Origin of the sequence: Streptomyces sp. NPDC002795 (assembly GCF_042888725.1) — a bacterium.
Classification (GTDB): Bacteria; Actinomycetota; Actinomycetes; order Streptomycetales; family Streptomycetaceae; genus Streptomyces.
The window spans coordinates 252,831-273,509 of sequence record NZ_JBIAQB010000001.1 but is presented as its reverse complement, the minus strand read 5'-3'; the positions used below and the strand labels follow the sequence as shown (position 1 = coordinate 273,509).

The 20,679-nt window shown below is 71.1% G+C and carries 15 protein-coding genes; 4 read left to right on the top strand and 11 right to left on the bottom strand.

All coding sequences use genetic code 11. The features are described from left to right. Positions 1-5: 5 nt before the first annotated feature. Positions 6-1,979, bottom strand: a complete 1,974-nt coding sequence (locus tag ACFYWS_RS01120; RefSeq protein ID WP_389268148.1) for an N-acetylmuramoyl-L-alanine amidase — start codon at positions 1,977-1,979, stop codon at positions 6-8. Between the two features lie 228 nt (positions 1,980-2,207). Beyond that, entirely contained in the window at positions 2,208-3,362 is a 1,155-nt protein-coding gene (locus ACFYWS_RS01115) for an aminoglycoside phosphotransferase family protein (RefSeq protein ID WP_389268146.1), read from the bottom strand. 233 nt (positions 3,363-3,595) lie between these two features. Here ACFYWS_RS01115 and ACFYWS_RS01110 point away from each other — a divergent pair, with 233 nt between their 5' ends. Next, positions 3,596-5,095: a hypothetical protein gene (locus ACFYWS_RS01110; RefSeq protein ID WP_389268144.1), complete on the top strand. Its 1,500-nt coding sequence runs from the start codon at positions 3,596-3,598 to the stop codon at positions 5,093-5,095. Positions 5,096-5,131: 36 nt separating this feature from the next. On the opposite strand, the gene ACFYWS_RS01105 is transcribed toward ACFYWS_RS01110, so the two are convergent. The 7 genes from ACFYWS_RS01105 to ACFYWS_RS01075 form a co-directional block, all read right to left on the bottom strand. Continuing rightward, positions 5,132-6,550 carry a PP2C family protein-serine/threonine phosphatase gene (locus ACFYWS_RS01105; RefSeq protein WP_389268142.1) on the bottom strand — a complete coding sequence of 473 codons (1,419 nt, stop codon included), beginning with the start codon at positions 6,548-6,550 and terminating at the stop codon, positions 5,132-5,134. Positions 6,551-6,792: 242 nt separating this feature from the next. Then, positions 6,793-8,376: a glycoside hydrolase family 13 protein gene (locus ACFYWS_RS01100; RefSeq protein WP_389268140.1), complete on the bottom strand. Its 1,584-nt coding sequence runs from the start codon at positions 8,374-8,376 to the stop codon at positions 6,793-6,795. A gap of 54 nt (positions 8,377-8,430) precedes the next feature. After that, on the bottom strand, positions 8,431-9,306 hold the full coding sequence (locus ACFYWS_RS01095; protein ID WP_389269429.1) for a carbohydrate ABC transporter permease: 876 nt from the start codon (positions 9,304-9,306) through the stop codon (positions 8,431-8,433). 28 nt (positions 9,307-9,334) lie between these two features. Further along, on the bottom strand, positions 9,335-10,288 hold the full coding sequence (locus ACFYWS_RS01090; RefSeq protein WP_389268138.1) for a carbohydrate ABC transporter permease: 954 nt from the start codon (positions 10,286-10,288) through the stop codon (positions 9,335-9,337). A 36-nt stretch (positions 10,289-10,324) separates the two neighbouring features. Further along, positions 10,325-11,716: an ABC transporter substrate-binding protein gene (locus tag ACFYWS_RS01085; RefSeq protein WP_389268136.1), complete on the bottom strand. Its 1,392-nt coding sequence runs from the start codon at positions 11,714-11,716 to the stop codon at positions 10,325-10,327. Positions 11,717-11,900: 184 nt separating this feature from the next. Continuing rightward, on the bottom strand, positions 11,901-12,902 hold the full coding sequence (locus ACFYWS_RS01080) for a LacI family DNA-binding transcriptional regulator (RefSeq protein ID WP_389268134.1): 1,002 nt from the start codon (positions 12,900-12,902) through the stop codon (positions 11,901-11,903). A 79-nt stretch (positions 12,903-12,981) separates the two neighbouring features. After that, on the bottom strand, positions 12,982-13,839 hold the full coding sequence (locus ACFYWS_RS01075; protein WP_389268132.1) for a universal stress protein: 858 nt from the start codon (positions 13,837-13,839) through the stop codon (positions 12,982-12,984). Between the two features lie 245 nt (positions 13,840-14,084). On the opposite strand from ACFYWS_RS01075, the gene ACFYWS_RS01070 reads away from it, so the two are divergent. From ACFYWS_RS01070 to ACFYWS_RS01060, 3 genes are all read left to right on the top strand, one after another. Continuing rightward, positions 14,085-14,672 (top strand): hypothetical protein, encoded by a 588-nt coding sequence (locus ACFYWS_RS01070; RefSeq protein ID WP_389268130.1) that lies wholly within the window; start codon positions 14,085-14,087, stop codon positions 14,670-14,672. A 288-nt stretch (positions 14,673-14,960) separates the two neighbouring features. Beyond that, complete coding sequence (locus ACFYWS_RS01065; protein WP_389268128.1) at positions 14,961-15,419, top strand: Crp/Fnr family transcriptional regulator; 459 nt, start codon at positions 14,961-14,963, stop codon at positions 15,417-15,419. A 138-nt stretch (positions 15,420-15,557) separates the two neighbouring features. Then, entirely contained in the window at positions 15,558-16,268 is a 711-nt protein-coding gene (locus ACFYWS_RS01060) for a response regulator (RefSeq protein ID WP_389268126.1), read from the top strand. 11 nt (positions 16,269-16,279) lie between these two features. On the opposite strand, the gene ACFYWS_RS01055 is transcribed toward ACFYWS_RS01060, so the two are convergent. After that, complete coding sequence (locus ACFYWS_RS01055; protein WP_389268124.1) at positions 16,280-18,019, bottom strand: GAF domain-containing protein; 1,740 nt, start codon at positions 18,017-18,019, stop codon at positions 16,280-16,282. Positions 18,020-18,096: 77 nt separating this feature from the next. Continuing rightward, a complete protein-coding gene (locus tag ACFYWS_RS01050) occupies positions 18,097-20,448 on the bottom strand; it encodes a LuxR C-terminal-related transcriptional regulator (RefSeq protein WP_389268122.1) in 2,352 nt (783 codons plus the stop codon). Positions 20,449-20,679: the final 231 nt, after the last annotated feature.

The following is a 20,679-nucleotide window of genomic DNA, read 5'->3' as shown; positions in this document are numbered from 1 at the left end:
GGCCCTCAGGACACGGTCGACGGCAGCACCCGTACATCCGCCGCCCGCACCCACGCGACGCGGTGCCCGAACTGGATCTCGTAGTACACGTCCTTGCCCTTGACCACCTTGTGCGACGAGGTGTCGAACGTGGGGGAGTAGAAGTACTCGCCCCTGGTCGTCCCGCCCGTCGCATAGCGCTGGCCCGACAGGAGCTTGTACGGCAGCGGCGAGATCGCCTGCGGCGTCATCCCCGACGGGTAGGCCTCCTTCTCCGGGTAGGCCCGCCCGTACACCGGGACCTCGCTCGCGCCCGGCTTCGGCGTCACCACAAGTCCCTTGGCCGGTACGGCGGTCCGCTGCGCGGACGGGTTCTTGAACCAGGCCTTCTGGCCCAGGTACCAGATGGCCGTCCAGTCGCCCTCGCGGCCCGCGACCGCGTACTGCTGGCCGGCCGAGACCCGCGACGCCATGTCGTTGACGTCGATCGTCGACGGCTCGCCACCCGGGCGCAGCCCGATGTCCTTGATCAGGGGGGCGTCCTCGCGAGGCTCCGAGTAGAGCCGCACGGCGCTCGAACCGTGCGGCGCGCAGGCCACGCCCGCCTTCTCGCAGCCGGTGAACTTCGGCTGGTTCTCGTCGAATTCGGGGGCGACGGTCACGAGGCCGCCGTTCGGCCCCGCCGTCTGATGGAACGGCTTGCCCATCAGGGCGAAGTAGTGCGACCAGTCCCAGTACGGACCCGGGTCCGTGTGCATCGACTTGATGGTGGACGCCGTCGTACCCGGCACCGTGTCATGACCCAGGATGTGCTGCCGGTCCAGCGGGATGTCGTACTTCTGCGACAAGTACTTCACCAGGCGCGAGGACGACCGGTACATCGCCTCCGTGTACCAGGAGTCCGGCTGCGCGAGGAAACCCTCGTGCTCCAGGCCGATCGACTTCGCGTTGACGTACCAGTTGCCCGCGTGCCAGCCGACATCCTTGTTCTTGATGGACTGCACGATGTGCCCGTCCGTCGAGCGCAGCGAGTAGTGCCACGCCAGATACGTCTTGTCCTGGACCAGCTTGAGCGTCTGCTCCCACGTCGCCTCCGTGTCATGGATAACGATGTAGTCGACGCTCTGGTCCTTCGGACGGTCCGCGAGATCGTGATTGCCGTAGTCACCGTCGCCGAACTCCTCGTACGGCGCCGGGATCCACTCGCACGACACCGTCTTCGGGCACTCGGCCCCGCCCGCGTCCACCTTGCGCAGGCCCATCTTCTCGATCTGCGCGGCCTGCGGCTTCGCGTCAGGACGCGCGCGGAGGGTGACCTCCTGGCCGGCGTCCGTGGTGCGCCGCTCGCCGTCGCGGATCACCGCGAACACCTCGTTCGCGTACGTGCCCGCCGTCGCGGCGTCGTCCGCGCCGGAGAACGTCGCGACCGCTCCGTACCAGTCGGCGGGCCGGTCACTGAGCGGCTTGCCGAGCTTCTTCTGGGCGGCCGCGAGGAGGGCGGCGCCGCCCCGCACATTCGCCGCCGGGTCGCCGCGCAGCTGCTCCGCTGACATGCCGGTGAGCTCCGCGGCATGCGGCAACGTCCGCAAACGTGCCGGGAGTTGGGTGTTCTCCGGCACGGCATGCGAGGCCCTGAGCGGGGCCCGTGAGTCGTCGCCGCGAGGGTCGCCCGCCGCCTCGCTGTGCCGCGTCGCGTTCGCGAGCGCGGTGCGCGCGTCCGTCAGGTGCATGGGGCCGTAGCCGCCGGTGACGCTCGGCGCCCCGCCGTGCGCGTCCCACCGCGACTGCAGATACGACACCCCGAGGAGCACGCTCTGCGGCACCTGGTACTCGGCCGCCGCCGAAGAGAACGCGCCTTGCAGCCGGCCCGAAGGGACCTCGGCCGAAGCGCCGGGCGGAGCCGCACCGAGCAACGGCAACAGCAGCGCCGCCACGCCGATGGCGCCGCCCGCCACCCGCACACCCGCACGGGAACGTCTGTTGGTGAAGGATCGGGACAACGGTGCCTCCTGGGAACGCCGGGTTCGGGATGCTGCGCGCGGTGCCTGCGGGCCGATGGTGGGTCAGTGCTATCGGCTCGCCGACGATCCGTCAATCATGCGGTGTGCACCGGTTTTCCCCTCGGATTTCACCGGCCGACGGGCGTGTGCGGAGCTTCCGGCCCCGGACATACGAAAATCCGCGGGGCGGCCCGAATGTTCCGGGCGCCCCGCGGATCCTCGTCCCCGTCAGCGAGTGCCGACTGCTGCTCGCACCGCCTTGCGGGCCATATTGCAGTCGTCGTGCAGGCGGCGCAGCAACAGCCGCTGCTCCTCACCGGACGGCGCAGCACCGGAATGGGCCTGAACCGACGGTGCCGCCGGGGTCTGTTCGTGCAGCGAACGCTGCACCGCCATCTCGTACGTACGGATCTCCCGTGTCAGTACGAGCATCAGGTTGACCAGGAACGCGTCACGCGACGCGGGCCCGCCGGACTGTGCGAGCTGACTGATCTGACGCCGCGCCACCGGGGCGTCACCGAGCACGGACCAGAGCGTCGCCAGGTCGTAGCCCGGCAGGTACCAGCCCGCGTGCTCCCAGTCCACGAGCACCGGACCGGTGGGAGCCAGCAGCACGTTCGACAGCAGGGCGTCGCCGTGGCAGAACTGGCCCATGCCGCCGCGGCCCGCGGTGTGCGCGATCCCGTGCATCAGCTTCTGCAGGTCGCCCATGTCCCGGTCCGTGAGCAGGCCCAGGTCATGGAAGCGGTTGATCCGCACCGCGTAGTCCAGTGGCGCGTCGAAGGTGCCCGCCGGCGGCCGCCACTGGTTGAGCCGGCAGATCGCACCGAGTGCGGCGCGCACGTCCGCCCGCGGCGGAGCCTCGGCCGGGTGGCGCTGCAGGGCCGCCACCCGGCCGGGCATCCGCTCGATCACCAGCGTGCCGTTGTCGGGGTCCGCGGCGATGAGCCGCGGCACCCGCACCGGGGGCCGGTGTCGGACGAACGAGCGGTATGCGGCTATCTCGTGCCGGATCCGCGCCATGTAGGCGGGGGCGTGGTCCAGTAAACACTTCGCGACGGCGGTGCTGCGCCCTGTCGTACCGACGAGGAGCACGGAGCGCGGGGAACGGCGCAACACCTGCACCGGATGGAACTCCGGGCAGATCCGGTGCACCGACGCGATCGCCGTGCGCAGCTGGGCGCCCTGAGGGCCGGACAAGTCGAGTCTCCCGCTGAGCGGTTGAGCGGAGAGCCCCGGGGCGCGACGCGGCCGGGCGATGCCGTTTAGTGCCGGAGCGGCGGGCCGCGCGGGGTCGAGGTACGGGCCGCTTCCGCCGACCGCCGGACGGGCGGGGCGCAGCGGCCGGGGCGGGGCGGACACGGAGGACGATGCTGCGTACATGGGCGAAACAGATCCCTTCGTGTGCCAGTGAGTTGCTGCGCCGTCCCGGCCCGGTCGACTCGGTACACCCTGGGGAATGCCCTGCGGCGACCGGGTCGGGGTGGCGCACTCCTACCTGACACCAGGCGCCCAAGAGCACAACAGCTGGCGCACCCTGGCGAACCCTGGCGAATAGTCGCCCTGCAACTGACAGAGGGCTACTGTCAATTTCAGCCGAGAACCTGGGGGCTTACGTGAACGGACAATCCAACACCCGCCTGAACGACCTGTTCGGCCTGGCCGGCTGGTCCAAGGGCGAACTCGCGAGACTGGTCAACCGGCAGTCCGCGGCCATGGGCCACGCGCAGCTGGCGACCGACACCTCGCGGGTGCGGCGGTGGATCGACATGGGAGAGATCCCGCGCGATCCGGTGCCGAGGGTGCTGGCGGCGCTGTTCACCGAGCGACTCGGCCGTGTCGTGACCATCGAGGACCTCGGTCTCGTCCGACACGGGCGCGTAGGGAAACGGCACGGCGGCGGCCCGGAGGAATCGGGCCCCGACGGAGTGCCTTGGGCGCCCGAGCGGACAGCGGCGGTCCTCACCGAATTCACGGGAATGGACCTCATGCTCAACCGACGCGGCTTGGTGGGCGCGGGTGCCGCGCTCGCCGCAGGCTCCGCACTCAGCAGCGCCATGCACGACTGGCTGCACACCGACCCGGCCCTCGCGGCCGATGCCCCCAGGATCAACGATCCACTGTCCTCTCCGGTCCACGCCGACGCGGCCGGGTCCGACCGCTACGAGGCCGCCCCCATCGGGTCCCAGGAGATCGAGGAACTGGAGCGCTCGGTCGAGGTGTTCCGGGCCTGGGACGCCTCCCGAGGGGGCGGATTGCAGCGCAAGGCGGTCGTGGGCCAGCTCAACGAAGTCGGCGGAATGCTCTCCTACCGCCACCCCGACCATCTGCAGCGGCGCCTGTGGGGCGTCGCCGCCAATCTCGCCGTCCTCGCGGGCTGGATGTCCCACGACGTCGGCCTGGAACCCACGGCGCAGAAGTACTTCGTCATCGCCGCGCACGCCGCGCGCGAGGGCGGGGACCGGCCGCGGGCCGGCGAGGCCCTGTCGCGGGCCGCCCGCCAGAAGATCCATCTCGGAGCGCCCGACGAGGCGCTCGACCTGATGAAGCTCGCCAAGTCCGGCTCCGGCGACCAGGTGTTGCCGCGTACGAAGGCGATGCTCTACACCATCGAGGCCTGGGCGCAGGCGTCCCTGGGCAAGGGCCAGGCGATGCGCCGCACACTGGGCCGGGCGGAGGAGCTGTTCGTCTCCGACCGGGGCGATGTGCCGCCGCCGAGCTGGATGCAGATGTTCGACGAGGCGGACCTGCACGGCATGCAGGCCCTCGCCTACCGCACGCTCGCCGAGCACGAGCCGGCCGCCGCTGTCATCGCGCAGCGGCACGCCGAGGAGGCCCTGGCACTGCGCGCGGGAGGCAGGGACCGCTCGAAGATCTTCGACCATCTGTCGATGGCCTCAGCCTGCTTCATCGCCGACGACCCCGAACAGGCGGACAGGTACGCGCGGTTGGCGCTCAACTCGATGGGCTCCAACTCCTCGCACCGCACCTGGGACCGGCTGCGCGAGATGTACCGGCTCACCGGTCACTACGCGGACTACCCGAAGATCGACGATCTGCGTCAGGAGATCAAGCTGGCGCTGCCGAGGTCGACGGGGAAGCGGATCCAGGCGTAACCGCCGGAGGTACCGGCCGGAAGTACGCGTACGTCGTCAGGAACCGATCCTGGCAACGAGAACACAGGCGTCGTCCTCACGCTCACCCTGACCGAACTCGTCCCGGAGCACGTGCACGCACTCCTGCGCGTCACGGGCCGCGGTCAGCGGCTCCGCCAGCGCGAGCAGTCGGCCCACGGTCGCGGTCGAGCCACGCCGCGGCACGAGCCCGTCCGTGTGCAGGAGCAGCAGGTCTCCTGCGCGCAGCGGCTCTTCGGCCTGCCCGTAGGCGGCGCCGGACGTGGCGCCGAGGAGGACGCCATCGGGGGGCGTGAGCGCACGCCCCGTCCCGTCGCGGAACAGCAGCGGGGCGGGGTGTCCCGCCTGCGCCCACGCCAGTGTGCGGGCCTCGGGGTCGTAGCGGCAGCACAGCGCGCTGCCGAGCGCGGGCTGCGCGGATGAGTCGAGGAGGTGGTTGAGGGAGCCGAGCAGCTCGCCGGGCGGGGTGCCGCACATCGCCATGCCGCGGACCGCGCCGAGCAGCATCGCCATGCCGGAGGTGACGGCCACGCCGTGCCCGGTGAGATCGCCGACGGTCAACAGGGTGCGGCCGCCCGGCAGTTCGAGCGCGTCGTACCAGTCGCCGCCGACGAGGTTGCCGACGGAGGAAGGGAAGTAGTGGGCGGCCAGATCGAGGCCGCCGGGACCGCTGTGCGGGAGCCGCAGGGAGCCACGCCACGGCGGTAGCACGGCTTCCTGCAGCTCGACCGCGAGCCGGTGCTCGGTCTGCGCGATGTGCCGTTGGCGCTGGAGCGAGTCACGGGTCTCGCTCACCGCGCGCTGGCTGCGGCGCAGTTCGCTGACGTCGCGAACGACCGCCCACATCGAGGCGGTCGCGCCGTCGGCGTCGAGCACGGGCTCGCCCATCATGTGCACCGTGCGCACGGATCCGTCCGGGCGTACGACGCGGAACTCCCCGTCGATCGGCTTGCCGTCGATCAGGCAGTCGGTGACCATCGCGGTCAGCTTCGGCTGGTCGTCGGCGTGCACCAGGGCGGGCAGCTCGTCGAGCGTGAGCGGGGGCGCGGCGGGGTCCCTGCCGAGAATCTGGTACAGCTCGGCGGACCAGGTGGCCTCGTCGGTCAGCAGATTCCATTCGGCGCTGCCCACCCGGCTCAGCAGAGAGCCGGGCGGCGGCGTCGCGGTGACCCGCTGGGGCGGCAGGCCCGCCAGGGGGGCGGGGCCCTCCCGCAGCTGTGCCAAGTGCCGGTCGAGGTCGCTGAGTTGGTGCACCGCCAGTTCGTACAGGGCGCGCTGCCAGCGGGACTCGGGGTCGGCCTCGTCCGTCATCACCGATTCGCGGCGCACCGCGTCGACGTCGCCGAGGAGGCGACGCGTCTGCGAGATCAGCGCGTCGACGGCGCCACGCTCCGGCGGTTGGCCGGCGGGGCGGTCCGCGAAGGTATGGGGCGGCATGAGGAAACTCCGATGCGGGCACTGGTGGCCAGGGCTGACGGAAGGACCGCTTAAGACTCTGGCACAGGGCGCGTTGCCCCGTAAGGGATTTGGCCATACACGATGCGGTCGTGCCCATGGTATATGCCCATGTCCTCCGGGTGGACTTTTCCGCGGGCCTGCTTCGAACGCACGGCCGAGAATGGCGTATGCCGCGCTCATACGTCCGGTCATCCGTGCCCCACCGATCGGCGTAGCCAAACCTACGTACGCAGCCAGGCCGCCGTATCGGCCGGCAGTCGCCCGTCGCCGTCCAGGGAGCCGCTGCTCAGCAACACCCCTTGGTGGGGCGGAAGTCGGGCGGGCTCTGTTCCGAGGTTCACGACGCACACGAGGGCGTGTCCGCGCGTGAACGCGAGGATCCCGTCGGGCGCGCTCAGCCACCCCAACTCGGCGCCGCGAAAACCCGGTTGGCATGCCCGCAGGCGCAGTGCCCTGCGGTACAGCGAGAGCATCGAGTGCGGGTCGTCCTCCTGGCCCTCGGCCGCGTACGTCCCCCAGCCGGGCGGCTGCGGCAGCCAGGACTCGCCCGATTCACCGAAGCCGTACGTCGCGCCGTGCGCGGTCCACGGCAGCGGCACCCGGCAGCCGTCGCGGCCGGGGTCGACACCCCCCGACCGGGCGTGCATCGGGTCCTGGATGTGCGCGCGGTCCACCTCCACCTCGGGCAGCCCCAACTCCTCGCCCTGGTACAGGTACACGGAACCGGGCAGGGCGAGCGAGAGCAGCGCCGCCGCGCGTGCCCGGCGCAGGCCGAGTCCGAGGTCGGTGGGGGTGCCGAACCGTTTGGTGGCGAAGTCGAAGCGGGTGTCGGCGCGGCCGTAGCGGGTGACGGTGCGGGTCACGTCGTGATTGCACAGCACCCACGTCGCGGGCGCGCCCACCGGGGCGTGGTAGGCGAGGGTGGCGTCGATGGACGCGCGCAGTGCGGCGGCGTCCCAGGGGCGGGTCAGGAAGTCGAAGTTGAACGCGGTGTGCAGCTCGTCGGGGCGCAGGTAGCGGGCGAAGCGCTCGGGGTCGGGGACCCACAGTTCGCCGATCAGGACGCCGCCGTAGTCGTCGGCGACGGCGCGCCAGGCGCGGTAGACGGTGTGCAGCTCGTCGCGGTCGACGTAACCGCTCGTGTCGTCGTCGCCGGTCGCGTCGGCGAGCTCCGGGTCCTTGGCGAGCAGCGCAGCGGAGTCCACGCGCACGCCGGCCGCGCCCCGCTCGAACCAGAACCGCAGCACGTCCTCGTGCTCCTGACGTACCGCCGGATGCGCCCAGTTGAGATCGGGCTGCTCGGGCGTGAACAGGTGCAGATACCACTCGCCGTCCGGCACCCGGGTCCAGGTGCCGCCCGAGAACTGGGAGGGCCAGTTGTTCGGCGGCAGCTCACCGTGCGCGCCGCGCCCCGGCCGGAAGTGGAACAGCTCGCGCTCCGGGCTGCCGGGGCCCGCCGCCAACGCCGAGCGGAACCAGGGGTGTTGGACCGACACATGGTTCGGCACGATGTCCACGATCACCCGGAGGCCGAGATCGCGCGCCTCCGCGATCAGCTTCTCGGCCTCGGCGAGGGTGCCGAACGCCGGGTCGATCGACCGGTAGTCCGCCACGTCGTAGCCGCCGTCCGCGAGCGGCGAGCGGTACCAGGGCGTGAACCAGATGGCGTCCACGCCGAGCCCGGCCAGATACGGCAGGCGGGCCCGGACGCCGGCGAGGTCGCCGGTGCCGTCCCCGTCGCCGTCGGCGAAGCTGCGGACGTACAGCTGGTAAATGGCAGCACTGCGCCACCAGTCGTCGGCCACCACTAAGGGGTCCTTTCGCGCGAGAGTCACAAGAAGAGGGAGGAGCGGGGCGGGTCAGCCCTTCAGGCCGCCGGCGGTCAGGCCGCTCATGATGTTCCGCTGGAAGAGCAGGAAGACGATCAGCGTCGGCACGGACGCGATGGTGAGCGCGGCGATCAGCTGGTTCTGCGGGACGCCGTTGGACAGCGAGTAGATGCCGACGTTCAGTGTCTGCTTCGACGGGTCCGGCAGCGTCAGCATCGGCCACAGGAAGTCCTTCCACACGCCGACCACCGCGAAGATGGAGACGACGCCGAGGATCGGCCGGGAGATCGGCAGCACCACCGAGCGCAGCGTGCGTAGCGACGAGGCGCCGTCGATGGACGCCGCGTCGAGCAGCTCCTGCGGGATCGAGTCGAAGAACCGCTTGAGCAGGAAGATGTTGAAGGCGTTGGTGACGGAGGGCAGCCAGATCGCCCACGGGCTGTTCAGCAGATTCCGCTCGAAGATCGGCACGTCGAGGACCGTCAGATACTGCGGGACGACGAGCACCGTCGCCGGGATCATCAGCGTCGCCAGCATCATGCCGAGGACAACGTTGCCGAACAGTGGGCGCAGCTTGGAGAGCGAGTACGCGGCGGCGACGTCGAGGACGAGCTGGAAGGCGAGCGCGCCGAACGCGTAGTAGAGCGTGTTGAACAGCAGCTTGGCGAGGTCCATGACCTGCCAGGCGGCCTGGTAGTTCTCCGGGTGCACGCTGTCGGGGACCAGGGTCGGCGGGGACTGGACGATCTCCGCCGTGGTCTTGAGGCCGCCTGTCACCATCCAGTACAGCGGGCCGAGGAAGATCAGCGTGAACAGGGCCATGGTCACGCCGAAGACGGTCCAGTAGAGGATCCTGCCTCGGCGCCGGCCGAGCTGGGCGGGGGAGATCAGGGTGCGGGGGCGCATCGTGTCGGTGGCCATGGGTGCCGTCTCCTCAGTCGTCCGATGCGCGGCTCAGTCGTACGTACACGGCGGAGAACGCCGCGAGCAGGACGAGCAGGACGAGGCCCAGGGCCGCCGCGCCGCCGTAGTTGTTGAAGTTGAAGGCGTACTGGTAGATCAGATAGACGACGGTCGTGGTCGAGCCCTCCGGGCCCGCGCCGTTGGTCAGCAGGAACGGCTCCGTGAAGACCTGCATCGTCGCGATGATCTGCATCAGGAACATCAGCGAGAGGATCAGCCGCGTCTGTGGGATCGTCACGTGCCAGATCTTGCGCCACAGGCCCGCGCCGTCCAGCTCCGCGGCCTCGTACAGTTCGCCCGGGATGCCCTGGAGCGACGCCAGGTAGATGAGCGTCGCGCCGCCCATGTTCATCCACGTCGCCGCGATGACGACGGACAGCATCGCGGTGTCGGTGGACTGGAGCCACTGCTGGTCCGGTATCCCGAAGACGCCGAGGACCCGGTTGAACAGGCCGTACCCCGGATCGTAGAAGTACTTGAACAGGAGCACGGACGCGACCGGCGGCAGCATCACCGGGAGATAGACCAGCATCCTCAAGTAGCCCTGGCCGTGCCGGAATTCATTGAGCAGGACCGCCACGAAGAAGGGGACGGCGAAGCCCAGGAGCAGGGCCAGGGCGGTGAACAGGAGGGTGTTGCGCCAGGCCTGCCAGAAGGCCGGGTCGTTGAAAACGTATGTGAGATTGGACCAGCCGGCCCAGGTGGTGCGGCCGTCCTTCGTCTTCTGGAAGGCCAGCAGGAACTCCCTGACCATCGGGTACCAGGAGAAGAAGGAGAAGCAGAGCACTGCGCCGATCAGGAAGCCGTGGGCGGACAGATTGCGCTTCACCGAGCGCGCCAACGAGCCGTCACGCGGGGCGAGTTGGTGCCTTCGTGTGGGCGGTGCGGACTGCCGGGGCTTCGCGGGCAGCGTAGGGGCCGACATGGTCGCTCCTCGGGTCACAGGTGGTGGCTCGACGGCTTACTGGTTGGCCAGCACCTGGTTGACCTGCTGCTCCGCTGCGGCCAGGAGCTTGTCGACGTCGGCGTTCTTGTTGGTCAGGACGCCCGACATGACGTTGTCGAGGACCTTGTAGACCTCCTGCGCCTTCGGCGGCTCCGCCTTGCCGCGCACCGGGTTCGCCATGAACGGCTCGAAGTTGCGTACGGGCATGGTGGCGTTGGCCGTCCGCGACTTGAGGTCGTCCGCCTTCACCGTGCCGGTGAAGAAGTTGGGCTGCGGGAGGCCGACCGGGAGCTTGTCCCCCTTGGTCCGCGCCCAGTCGAACTGGCCCTTGCCGGGGGTGAGCGTCTTGAAGTTGAGCCAGGCGATCGCGGCCTTGATCTTGTCGGGCGAGGAGCCCTTCTTGATCATGTAGTCGTTGCCGCCGAAGAGCGTGGCCTTGCCGCCGGGGATCGGGCCCATCCCGAAGTTGTCGTAGTCCGCGCCGAGTTGCTGCACCATGTACGTCACGTCGTCGGGCGCGGCGAGGAACATCCCGAGCTTGTCCGACGCGATCTGCTTCTGCAGGTCGCCCCACTTCAACAGCTGCGTCTTGCCCATGCTGTCGTCCTCCCAGCGCATGTCGTGCAGCTGCTTGGCGACCTGCTTGCCGGTGGCGTCGTTGAACGCGGCCTTCTTGCCGTCGGTGGAGACGACGTCGCCGCCGAGCCCGTACATCGTCGCCGTGAAGTGCCAGCCGCCGGTGTTCTCGGCGCTGTACTCGCCGTATCCGGAGATGCCGTCCCCGAGTCCGGAGATCTTCTTCGCGGCCGTGCGGACCTCGGCCCACGTCGTCGGCGGCTTGTCCGGGTCGAGCCCGGCCCGCTCGAACAGCTTGCGGTTGACGAGCAGGCCCATCGTGTAGTTGCTGGTGGGCAGGCCGTAGAGCTTGCTGTCCTTCTTCAGCGCGCCGAGGACGCCCGGGTCGATCGCGTCGAGCGCCGGGACGGTCTTCTTCGTGACGTACGGGGTGATGTCCTCGGCGCCGTCGTTGTCGAGCACCTGCTGGAGATCGGTGAAGTACGTGTAGAAGACGTCCGGTTGGGACTTCGCCTTGAGCGCGGCGGTGAACCGGGCCGGCTCCTCGCACTGTCCCGCGGTCGACTTCCCGTTGATCGTCACGTTCGGATACTTCTCGTTGAACGCCTTGACGTCCTCGTTCCACTGCCGCCGCTCGGCCGCCTTCGCTTTCGGTGGCATGCAGTCGATGGTCAGCGAGACCTTGGTCTTCGGGTCGAGCGGGGCGCTGATGTCGGCCTTCGATCCGGCGCCGCCGGCCTCTTCGCCGTCGTCGGAGCTGCTGGTGCCACAGGCCGCGAGCGAGGCCAGTGCGAACGCGGTGACGACGACCTTCACGGAAGTGCTTCTCATCGGTGGGTCCCCTCAGGGCCTGAGCCTGTGCAGGCAGGAACGTGGAGGCCCGCGGCGCCACCGTCGGCGGGACCGGGGTGCCGGAGCGAGCCACACTCAAGCACCGCCGACCGATGTGAGCAAGATGTCGCGCGTATTCCGCAAAAAATGAACAGGCGGTCCGTGTGGGGGAGTCGAGTCCCTTCTACGATGCCGGGGCCGGTGGCGCCGTGGAGCCGCGCACCACCAACTCCGGCTCGAACAGCAGCTCACCCGGCGGCACCGTGCCCCCCTGGATCTGCGCGACGAGCAGCTCGACCGCGGCCCGCCCCATCGCCTCGATCGGCTGGCGCACCGTGGTCAGCGGGGGCTCGGTGCAGTTCATGAACGCCGAGTCGTCGTAGCCCACCACCGAGACGTCACCCGGCACGGAGAGGCCCGCGCGACGGGCGGCCCGCACCGCGCCGAGAGCCAGGGGGTCACTGGCACAGATGATGCCCGTGATGCCGCGGGAGAGGAGCCGGGCCGCCGCGGCGTGCCCGCCCTCCAGGGAGAACATGGCCCGCTCGACCGCCGAGCCCGGGAGCTTCCCGTCCATGGCGCGGGCCGCGGCGAGTTTGCGCTGCGAAGGCATGTGGTCGTCGGGGCCGAGCACCAGGCCGATGCGCTCATGGCCGAGCGAGGACAGATGCCGCCACGCCTGCTCCACGGCGACCGCGTCGTCGCACGCCACGTAGGGGAAGCCGAGCCGCTCGATGCCCGCGTTGACGAGCACCACCGGCACCTGGCGCTCGGCGAGCCGCTGGTAGTGGCCGTGCTCGGCGTCGCCCTGCGCGAACAGGCCGCCCGCGAACACCACGCCGGAGACCTGCTGTTGGAGCAGCAGCTCCACGTAGTCCGCCTCCGAGACGCCCCCCTTGGTCTGCGTGCACAGCACCGGAGTGAGGCCCTGCTGGGCGAGCGCGCCACCGATCACTTCCGCGAACGCGGGAAAGATCGGGTTCTGCAGCTCGGGGAGGACCAGGCCGACCAGGCGGGCCCGTTCGCCGCGCAGCTGCGTCGGCCGCTCGTAGCCGAGAACGTCGAGCGCGGTGAGCACCGACCGGCGCGTCGCCTCCGACACTCCGGGCTTGTTGTTGAGCACCCGGCTGACTGTGGCCTCGCTGACCCCGACCTTCTTCGCCACCTGAGCAAGTCTGCGTGTCATGGAGCGCAAGATTAGAGCAAGAACTTGCGTCCTGTTTGCGTGACGGGAACATTCGCCGAGGCCACCGGCCCCCGCGCGGTCAGCTGTGCGGGACGATCGCGACCGGGCTGGTCACATGGTGCACCACCGAGTGCGCGGTGCAGCCCAGATGGGACGCGCCGGTCCGCCGACCCACCACCGTGAGGCTCGCCCCCGTGGCCGCCTTGAGGAGATGGTGGCCCGGCTGCCCGTACAGGAGCCGCTCCTCGACCCGCACCTCCGGATACTTCGCCCGCCAGGCCCGCACCGCCTCCGAGAGGGACCGGCGCAGCCGCTCCTCCTGGCTCGCGGCGTCGCCCGGCCTCGCCCCGTCCGGATGGATGCCGCGCATCGGCGGCAGCGTCCAGGCGTGCAGCGCGTGCAGCGGGGCGTCGCGCAGGGCCGCGGCCTCGAACGCGTACGAGAGGAGTTCGTCGGCGGGCGCCGTCACGTCGAGCCCCACGACGACGGGACGGAAGTCGGGGCCCTCCCACTCGTCCTCCGGCAGCCCGCCGGCCCGCACCAGGATCACCGGGCGCGTCGCGCGCGCCGTGACCGCGAGGGCGACCGAGCCGACGAGGAACCCCGAGTAGCCGGTGAAGCCCCGTGAGCCGAGCACCAGGGTCTCCGACTCGGCGGCCGCGTCCAGCAGCGCGGCCACCGGCTGCTCGGGGCGGCGCCGGGCGATGATCTCGAGGGCGGGATGGGCGTACGAGAGCCGGAGCGCGACCACGTCGAGGACGCCGCGGTCGGGCAGATCGACGTCCGGGAGCCGGGGCGCGGGCCGCTCCGCGCCCGCCGCCTGCACGAGCCGCAGCGGCAGGCGGCGGCGCAGTGCCTCGCGTGCCGCCCAGTCCGCGGCGTGCACGCTCTCGCGTGAAGCGTCCGTCCCGACGCTCAGTACGCGACTACTGGTCATGACGGGAACCTCTCCGTGGCGATGACGCGGACGGTGTGCCTCCGGTGCGGGTTCCACGCCTGGCGGTGGTCACTCGTGTGGAGCACGGACGGATCGGGTGCTCACGGGCCCCGGTGTCCGGGACCCTCTCACCGGTCCGACCTGCGCAGGGAGAGGCGAACCGGCCCTCGGCGAGGGGCCGTTCGGCCCCTGTGCCGGGCCGCCCGGGAACGCGAGCGTGGCTTTACTCTGGCAGGGAGGTGACGATGACGACCTGCAAGAAGTTCAGGCAAGCCAAGGGCAACCCCCTGCGGCGCAGGTCGGACGCGGTCGAGGGATGGGCGGCGCTGCTGCTCGGACTGCTCGCCCTCCTGGTGGCGCCCGTCGCGGGTGTGGCGGCCGGCTGGGCGGCCCATGCCGACGCCGCCGTGCACGCCCGCGCCCAGGTGGCGCAGCTGCAGCAGGTGCGGGCCACACTGGTGCGGGACGCCCCGGACTACGTGCCGTCCCAGAGCGGCGTGCAGAACGAGGTCATGTACCCGGTCAAGGTCCGCTGGACCGATGAGGGAGGAGGCCCCGTCGTGGCGACGGCGCCCGTCTCCGCCGGGCTCGAACGGGGCGATCGCACCACCGTCTGGCTCGACCGGCAGGGCCGGGTCGCCACCCAGCCGTGGGGCTCCGAGGCCATCTGGGCCCGCGCGCTCACCGCGGCCTTCCTCGTCACCGTCACCACCGCGACCCTCGCCCTCCTCGCCCGCTGCCTCCTGCGCCGCGCCCTCGACCACCGCAGGATCGCGGCATGGGAGCGCGACTGGCGCCGGGTGGGACCCGAGTGGAGCCGGCGGCACGCGTAGGGCTGGGGCCCCAGGCCGCCGCTGCGCCGGACGGGAGTGCGGCGGCGGCACAGAGCGCCTGCTCAGAGGCCCGACAGGCCCCTCGCCAGAGCCGACAGGGCCCTGCGCAGGAGCCGTTCGGCCCCTGCCTGCGCGGGCGCGGACCGGGCATCGTCGAGGTATCGCAAGGACGCCGTCCGCAAGCCGCGATGACGCCGTCGGGGCCCGGCCCCGCCGACAGCCGGGCCCCGGCGGCGCCCCGAAGCGAAGCGCTCCCGGCCGTCGCCCGAGCCCCGAAGGAGGCCGCTCATGACCACCACGGCACCACGGATGAGTCAGACCCTGCCCGAGGAGTACCGCGGCCGGCTGATGCGCTTCGCCCGCGACGTGAGCTTCCCGGACGGCACCCGGCTCTTCGACGAGGGCTCACGCGCCGACCGCTTCTGGATCCTGCGCAGCGGCACCGTCGCCCTCGACATGCGCGTGCCGGGCCGGCACGCCCCCGTCATCGAATACCTCGGCCACGGCGAACTCATCGGTTGGTCATGGCTGTTCCCGCCGTACGTGTGGCAGCTCGGGGCGCGGACCGAGACCCGGGTCAGGGCCCACGAGTTCGACGCCTTCACGGTCCGCCTGCTGTGCGCCTCGGACCCCGGCCTCGGCTCGTTCGTGGCCCAATGGGTGGGCGGGGTGCTCGCGCACCGGCTCAGCGTCACCCGCACCCGGCTGCTCGACCTGTACGCCCCCTACGGATCGGGGGCCGCGTAGGCCGACCCAGCACGGACGACGGTCCGCCAGGGCCAGGTGGACGGTACCGTTCGGCCCTGGCGGATCAGTCCCTGCGGCCCCAGGATCTAGACGGGTTCGCACCCACCCGTCCGGGAACACCACATCCGAGGGGGCCGTATGCCACAGCCACGTACTTTCTCAGCGGACCGGCCCATTCGCATCCTGCTGCTCGACGACCACGAAGTGGTACGGCGCGGGCTGCGCGACCTCCTCGGAGCGGAACCCGACATGACCGTCGTCGGGGAGGCCGGCACCGCCGCGCAGGCGATCGCGCGGGGACCCGCGCTCCGTCCCGATGTGGCCGTGCTCGATGTGCGTCTCCCGGACGGAGACGGCATCACGATCTGCCGCGAACTGCGCGTGCTCATCCCGGACGTGAGCTGTCTGATGCTGACCTCGTTCGACGACGACGACGCGCTGCTCGACGCCATCATGGCCGGAGCGGGCGGCTACGTACTGAAACAGATCAAGGGCTCCGACCTGGTCTCCGCCGTGCGCACCGTCGCCGCGGGCGAGTCCATGCTCGACCCGGCGACGACGGCCCGCCTGATGCGCAGCCTGCGCGGCCCGGAGCAGGGCGAGCAGGCCGTTCAGGAAACCGCTGGAGCGTCGCCGGCCGAAGGTGTCGAACTGACGGACCGGGAGCGGGACATCCTCGCCCTGGTGGGGGAGGGGCTCACCAACCGACAGATCGGGCGGCGGCTCTTCCTCTCGGAGAAGACGGTGAAGAACAACATCTCGCGGCTGCTCGCCAAGTTGGGCGTGGAGCGCAGGATCCAGGCAGCCGTGATCGCGACGAAGCTGCCGCAGGACAGGTACCGGCCGTGACAGTCACCGGCTCACGCGCCCTGCGGCGGTGAGCCGAGCGGCACCGTCCATTCCAGGAGGGTGCCGCCGCTGTCCCGCGCCGTGGCCGTCAGCGCTCCGCCGCGCCGCGCCGCGCGGGCCGCGAGGTTGGCGAGCCCGCTGCGATGGCCGGCGGACGCCGAAAGGATCCCCACGCCGTTGTCCGCCACGGTCACCGTCAGTGCCCCGCCGCGCACGACGAGGGCCACATCGGCGGACGACGCGTGTGCGTGCCGGGCCACGTTCGTGAGCGCCTCGCCGAGCACGGCCACGGCGTCGTCCGCGCAGGGCCCCGGCACATCCGCGTCGATCAGGCCCTCCATGCGCAACGACGGTGTGAAGCCGAGCACTTGGGACGCGTCCTCCACCGCCCGTACGGCCCGCGACCGCAGCCCTGATCCGGTCGGCGGGACGCCGCGCTCGCGCAGGCCGAAGATGGTCGAGCGGATGATCTTGATGGTGGTGTCCAGGTCGTCCACGGCCCGCAGCAGGCGCTCCGACGCCTCCGGGTGCTGCACGAACCGCTGCGCGCTCTGCAGTGTCATGCCGGTCGCGAACAGCCGCTGGATCGCCAGGTCATGGAGATCGCGGGCGATCCGGTCACGGTCCTCGAGCAGGCTCATCTGCTCCGCGTCCCGCCGCCGGTCCGCGAGCTCCAGGGCGAGGGCCGCCTGCCCCGCGAACCCGCCCAGGGGTATCAACTCGGCGGCGGAGAACGGCGGATGCTCCGCCCGGCGGGCCAGCATCAGCACTCCGCGTACGCCCTCCGACGTGCCGATCGGCACCGCCACGGCCGGACCGAGACCCTCCCAGCGGTCCGGCTGGTAGGTGATCCGCGGGTCCTTGCGGATGTCGTCCGATGTGACCAACCCGCCCGCAGCGAGCGCCGTTCCGGCGAAGGTGCCCTCGCGCGGCAGTGTCACGCCGGTGTGCGCCTTCGCCCGTTCGCCGAGCGCCAGCATCTCGTGCAGCATATGGTCGCCGGGGACGAGGAGGGCCACCACCCCGAGATCCGCCGCGGTGATCTCGCGCGCCCGGTCCACCATGAGCCGCAGCACTTCCGCCTCGTCGGCGCCCGACAGCAGGCTCCCGGTGAACTCGGCGCTCAACTGCAGCCAGCGCTCCCGCAGTCGGACCTCCTCGTACAGCCGCGCGTTCTCGATCGCCACGCCCGCCGCGGCGCCCAGCGTCTGCAGCACCGCCACATCGTCGTCGTCGAAGTCGCCGCCGCCGCGCTTCTCCGTCAGATACAGGTTCCCGAACACGTCGTCACGCACCCGGATCGGCACACCGACGAACGTGTGCATCGGCGGATGGTGCGGCGGGAAGCCCGCGGAGGCGGGGTGCCGTGCGAGCTCCGACAGGCGCAGCGGTTCCGGGTGCCGGATCAGCTCGCCCAGCAGGCCGTGCCCCGACGGCAGGTCACCGATCTCCGCGCGCAGTTCGTCGCTGAACCCGACCGGCAGGAACTGCGAGAGCCCCCTCCGGTCCTCGCCGATCACCCCCAGCGCCCCGTACTCGGCGTCCACCAGGACCACGGCCGACTCCACGATCCGCCGCAGTACCTGGGAGAGATTCAGCTCCTGGCCCACCGAGAGGACCGCCTCGAGCAGTCCCTGCAGGCGGTCCCGGGTACGGCGGACCGCGCCGATGCGTACCTGGAGTTCTTCGAGCAGTTCGTCGAGCCGCAACCTCGGCAGCGGGCCCGACCCCCGTGCACCGTCCTCGGCCATCCGTCCTCCGTGGGCCTCGGTGAGGTGTCGTTCCGTACCCAAGGTAGCGACTGTTCGCGCCCTGACGACCTGCTTCGTCACACCCCGGACGGTGGAACGGCGGAGTCCGCCGAGGAGGTGGCGTGCAGGGCGGCGATCTGGGAACGGGAGGTGAAGCCGAGCTTGGTGAGGATGTGCTCCACATGGGAGTCGATCGTCCGCTTCGACACCACGAGCTTCGCCGCGACCTCCCGGTTGGTGCAGCCCTCGCCGACGAGAGCGGCCACCTGACGCTCGCGTGGCGTCAGCCCGTCGGTGGGGCCCGAGCGCTGCGGCGGCACGTCGGGGGACGGCGCCGACTCGTCGTCGAGCGCCAGGTCCACCACGACGTCGAGCGGCAGCGCCGCGCCCTCCTCGAACGAGTGGTGGTACCCGTCGGCACCGAGCACCTCGCGGGCCAGATCCCCGGCCCGCGCGTGCAGTTCGTGCAGCACGGGGAGGCCGAACCTGGCCTCCTTCGCGGCCCTGCGCCACAGCGCGTCGGCCGCGCCCTGCAGCGTGGCGACCCGCTCGAAGCGCCGCAGCTGCGCCGCGTGCCAGGCCAGGCCCTCCATCAAGTGGGCGAGCCCCATCAGATCGTGCAGCGCCGCCTTGCTGCGGATGCCCTCACGGGCGCACTCCACGGACGCCTCGTGATCACCCTTCAGCCACAGGCCCACGCTCTTGACCCACAGGGCCCAGCTGCGCGCCCACTGCTCGCCCGGATGTGCGGCGCCGCGCGAGAGCGAATCGTCGCACCAGGCGATGCCCTTCTCGTGCTCGCCGGTGATGATCAGCATGAACCCGGCGTAGAAGCCCAGCATGAGCAGGCCGGTGTCGTCGCCGAGCGCCGTCATCCGGGCCCGGACCTCGTCGAAGTCGTCGGCGCAGCCCTCCATCTGACCGAGGAAGTACCGACGATGCGCCTGGAAGGAGAACGTCCACGTGGCGCCGATCCGGTCGCCGATCCGCGCGGCGACCTGCTCGGCCTCCTTCAACAGGGCCTCGTTCTTGCCCCGTTCCCCCTGGATGTCCATGTACCAGCTGATCAGCCACAGCGCCTTGACGCGCTGCGGGGTCTCGTCGCGGCAGCCGTCCAGGGTGCGGCGCAGCCAGTAACGGCCTTCGGTGAGCAGCCCGGTCGCGTGCCAGTAACCCCACAGCGCCGTCGCCATCTCCAGGCCGTCGCAGTGCAGCCGCGGCGTCGCGACGCAGTGTTCCAGGGCGATCCGGACATTGGCCTGGTCCCGTACGAGTGCCCGCAGCAGGGGGATCTGCGCGTCACCCGTCCACTCCTGGTCGAATGCGCGCGCGGCGTCGAGGAAGTATTCCAGGTGGCGGCGCCGGGCCCGCTCCTCGCCGCCGAGCGCGGCGAGCTGCTCATGACCGTACTCGCGGATGGTGTCGAGCATGCGGTACCGCGTGCCCTCGGGGGTCTCGACCCGCACCACGACCGACTTCTCGACGAGGCCGATCAGCGAGGTCAGTACGTCCTCGACGGGCAGGATCTCCTCGTCGGCGCACACCACTTCGGCCGCCTGGAGCGTCAACTCGCCCGCGAACACGGACAGTCGGGCCCACAGCAGCCGCTCCGCCGCGGTCGACAGATCGTGGCTCCAGCCGATCGCCGTACGCAGCGTCTGATGGCGCGGCACCGAGGTACGGCGCCCGCCGGTGAGCAGCCGGAACCGGTCGTCAAGCCGGGCCAGCATCTCGTCGAGCGACAGGACGCGCAGCCGGGAGACCGCGAGTTCGATGGCGAGCGGGATCCCGTCGAGCCGGCGGCACAGTGCCAGCACGTCCGCCCGGTTGTCCCCGCTCACCGCGAACCCCGGCACCGCCGCGGACGCCCGGTCCGCGAACAGGGCCAGCGCGTCGCACTCCCCTCCCGCGACGGCCGCGGGCTCCGGCATGCTCAGCGGGCCGATCGCGAGGACGTGCTCCCCGGGCACGTCGAGCGGCTGCCTGCTGGTGGCGACGATCCTCAACCGCGGCGCCGAGCGCAGCAGTTCGTCGCAGAGCACCGCGCACGCGTCGACCAGATGCTCGCAGGTGTCGAGCAGCAACAGCAGCTCGCGGTCCTCCAGATGGTCGGCGATCACCTCAAGGGCGGGCCGCGCCGCCTGCTCCGGCAGGTCGAGCGCCGCCGCCACCGCGTTCGCCAGTAGTGCCGGGTCACGCAGCGCGGACAGCTCCACGAGTCGCACCCCGTCGGGATACCTCCCCCGCAGATCACGCGCCGCGCGCACCGCGGTACGGGACTTGCCGACGCCGCCGGGCCCGGTCAGCGTGACGAGCCTGGCCCGCGTCAGCACGTCCGCCACCTGGCCCAGCTCCCGGCGCCGACCGACGAAACTGGTGGTCTCGGCGGGCAGATCTCCCGGCGTGCGCCGGGTGGGGCTGGGGCTCATTGCGGGGCTCACCTCGTGCGGTCCGGACTGTGGCGACTGCCGTCGCCAGGCTAGGCCGAATCGGGCGTGAACGGACCTCTTTCACCCGACGGTCGCCCGAACGGGAAGGTCTGCATGGGTAGTTGGCGTATGCCCCGCGATTTCCGCACGCACTTCGGAGAATGCCGTTACACGGAGCGCCCGGCTGACTACAATTCCGGGGGCGCCGCGGCTGCCGCGCCGATCGAGCCG

Bases quoted from the DNA above. Each gene is read 5' to 3' on its own strand.
- ACFYWS_RS01090 (WP_389268138.1), bottom strand. From the start codon at position 10,288: ATGTCGGCCCCTACGCTGCCCGCGAAGCCCCGGCAGTCCGCACCGCCC.
- ACFYWS_RS01080 (WP_389268134.1), bottom strand. From the start codon at position 12,902: ATGACACGCAGACTTGCTCAGGTGGCGAAGAAGGTCGGGGTCAGCGAG.
- ACFYWS_RS01055 (WP_389268124.1), bottom strand. From the start codon at position 18,019: ATGGCCGAGGACGGTGCACGGGGGTCGGGCCCGCTGCCGAGGTTGCGG.
- ACFYWS_RS01070 (WP_389268130.1), top strand. From the start codon at position 14,085: ATGACGACCTGCAAGAAGTTCAGGCAAGCCAAGGGCAACCCCCTGCGG.
- ACFYWS_RS01075 (WP_389268132.1), bottom strand. From the start codon at position 13,839: ATGACCAGTAGTCGCGTACTGAGCGTCGGGACGGACGCTTCACGCGAG.
- ACFYWS_RS01065 (WP_389268128.1), top strand. From the start codon at position 14,961: ATGACCACCACGGCACCACGGATGAGTCAGACCCTGCCCGAGGAGTAC.
- ACFYWS_RS01085 (WP_389268136.1), bottom strand. From the start codon at position 11,716: ATGAGAAGCACTTCCGTGAAGGTCGTCGTCACCGCGTTCGCACTGGCC.
- ACFYWS_RS01095 (WP_389269429.1), bottom strand. From the start codon at position 9,306: ATGCGCCCCCGCACCCTGATCTCCCCCGCCCAGCTCGGCCGGCGCCGA.
- ACFYWS_RS01105 (WP_389268142.1), bottom strand. From the start codon at position 6,550: ATGCCGCCCCATACCTTCGCGGACCGCCCCGCCGGCCAACCGCCGGAG.
- ACFYWS_RS01050 (WP_389268122.1), bottom strand. From the start codon at position 20,448: ATGAGCCCCAGCCCCACCCGGCGCACGCCGGGAGATCTGCCCGCCGAG.
- ACFYWS_RS01060 (WP_389268126.1), top strand. From the start codon at position 15,558: ATGCCACAGCCACGTACTTTCTCAGCGGACCGGCCCATTCGCATCCTG.
- ACFYWS_RS01115 (WP_389268146.1), bottom strand. From the start codon at position 3,362: ATGTACGCAGCATCGTCCTCCGTGTCCGCCCCGCCCCGGCCGCTGCGC.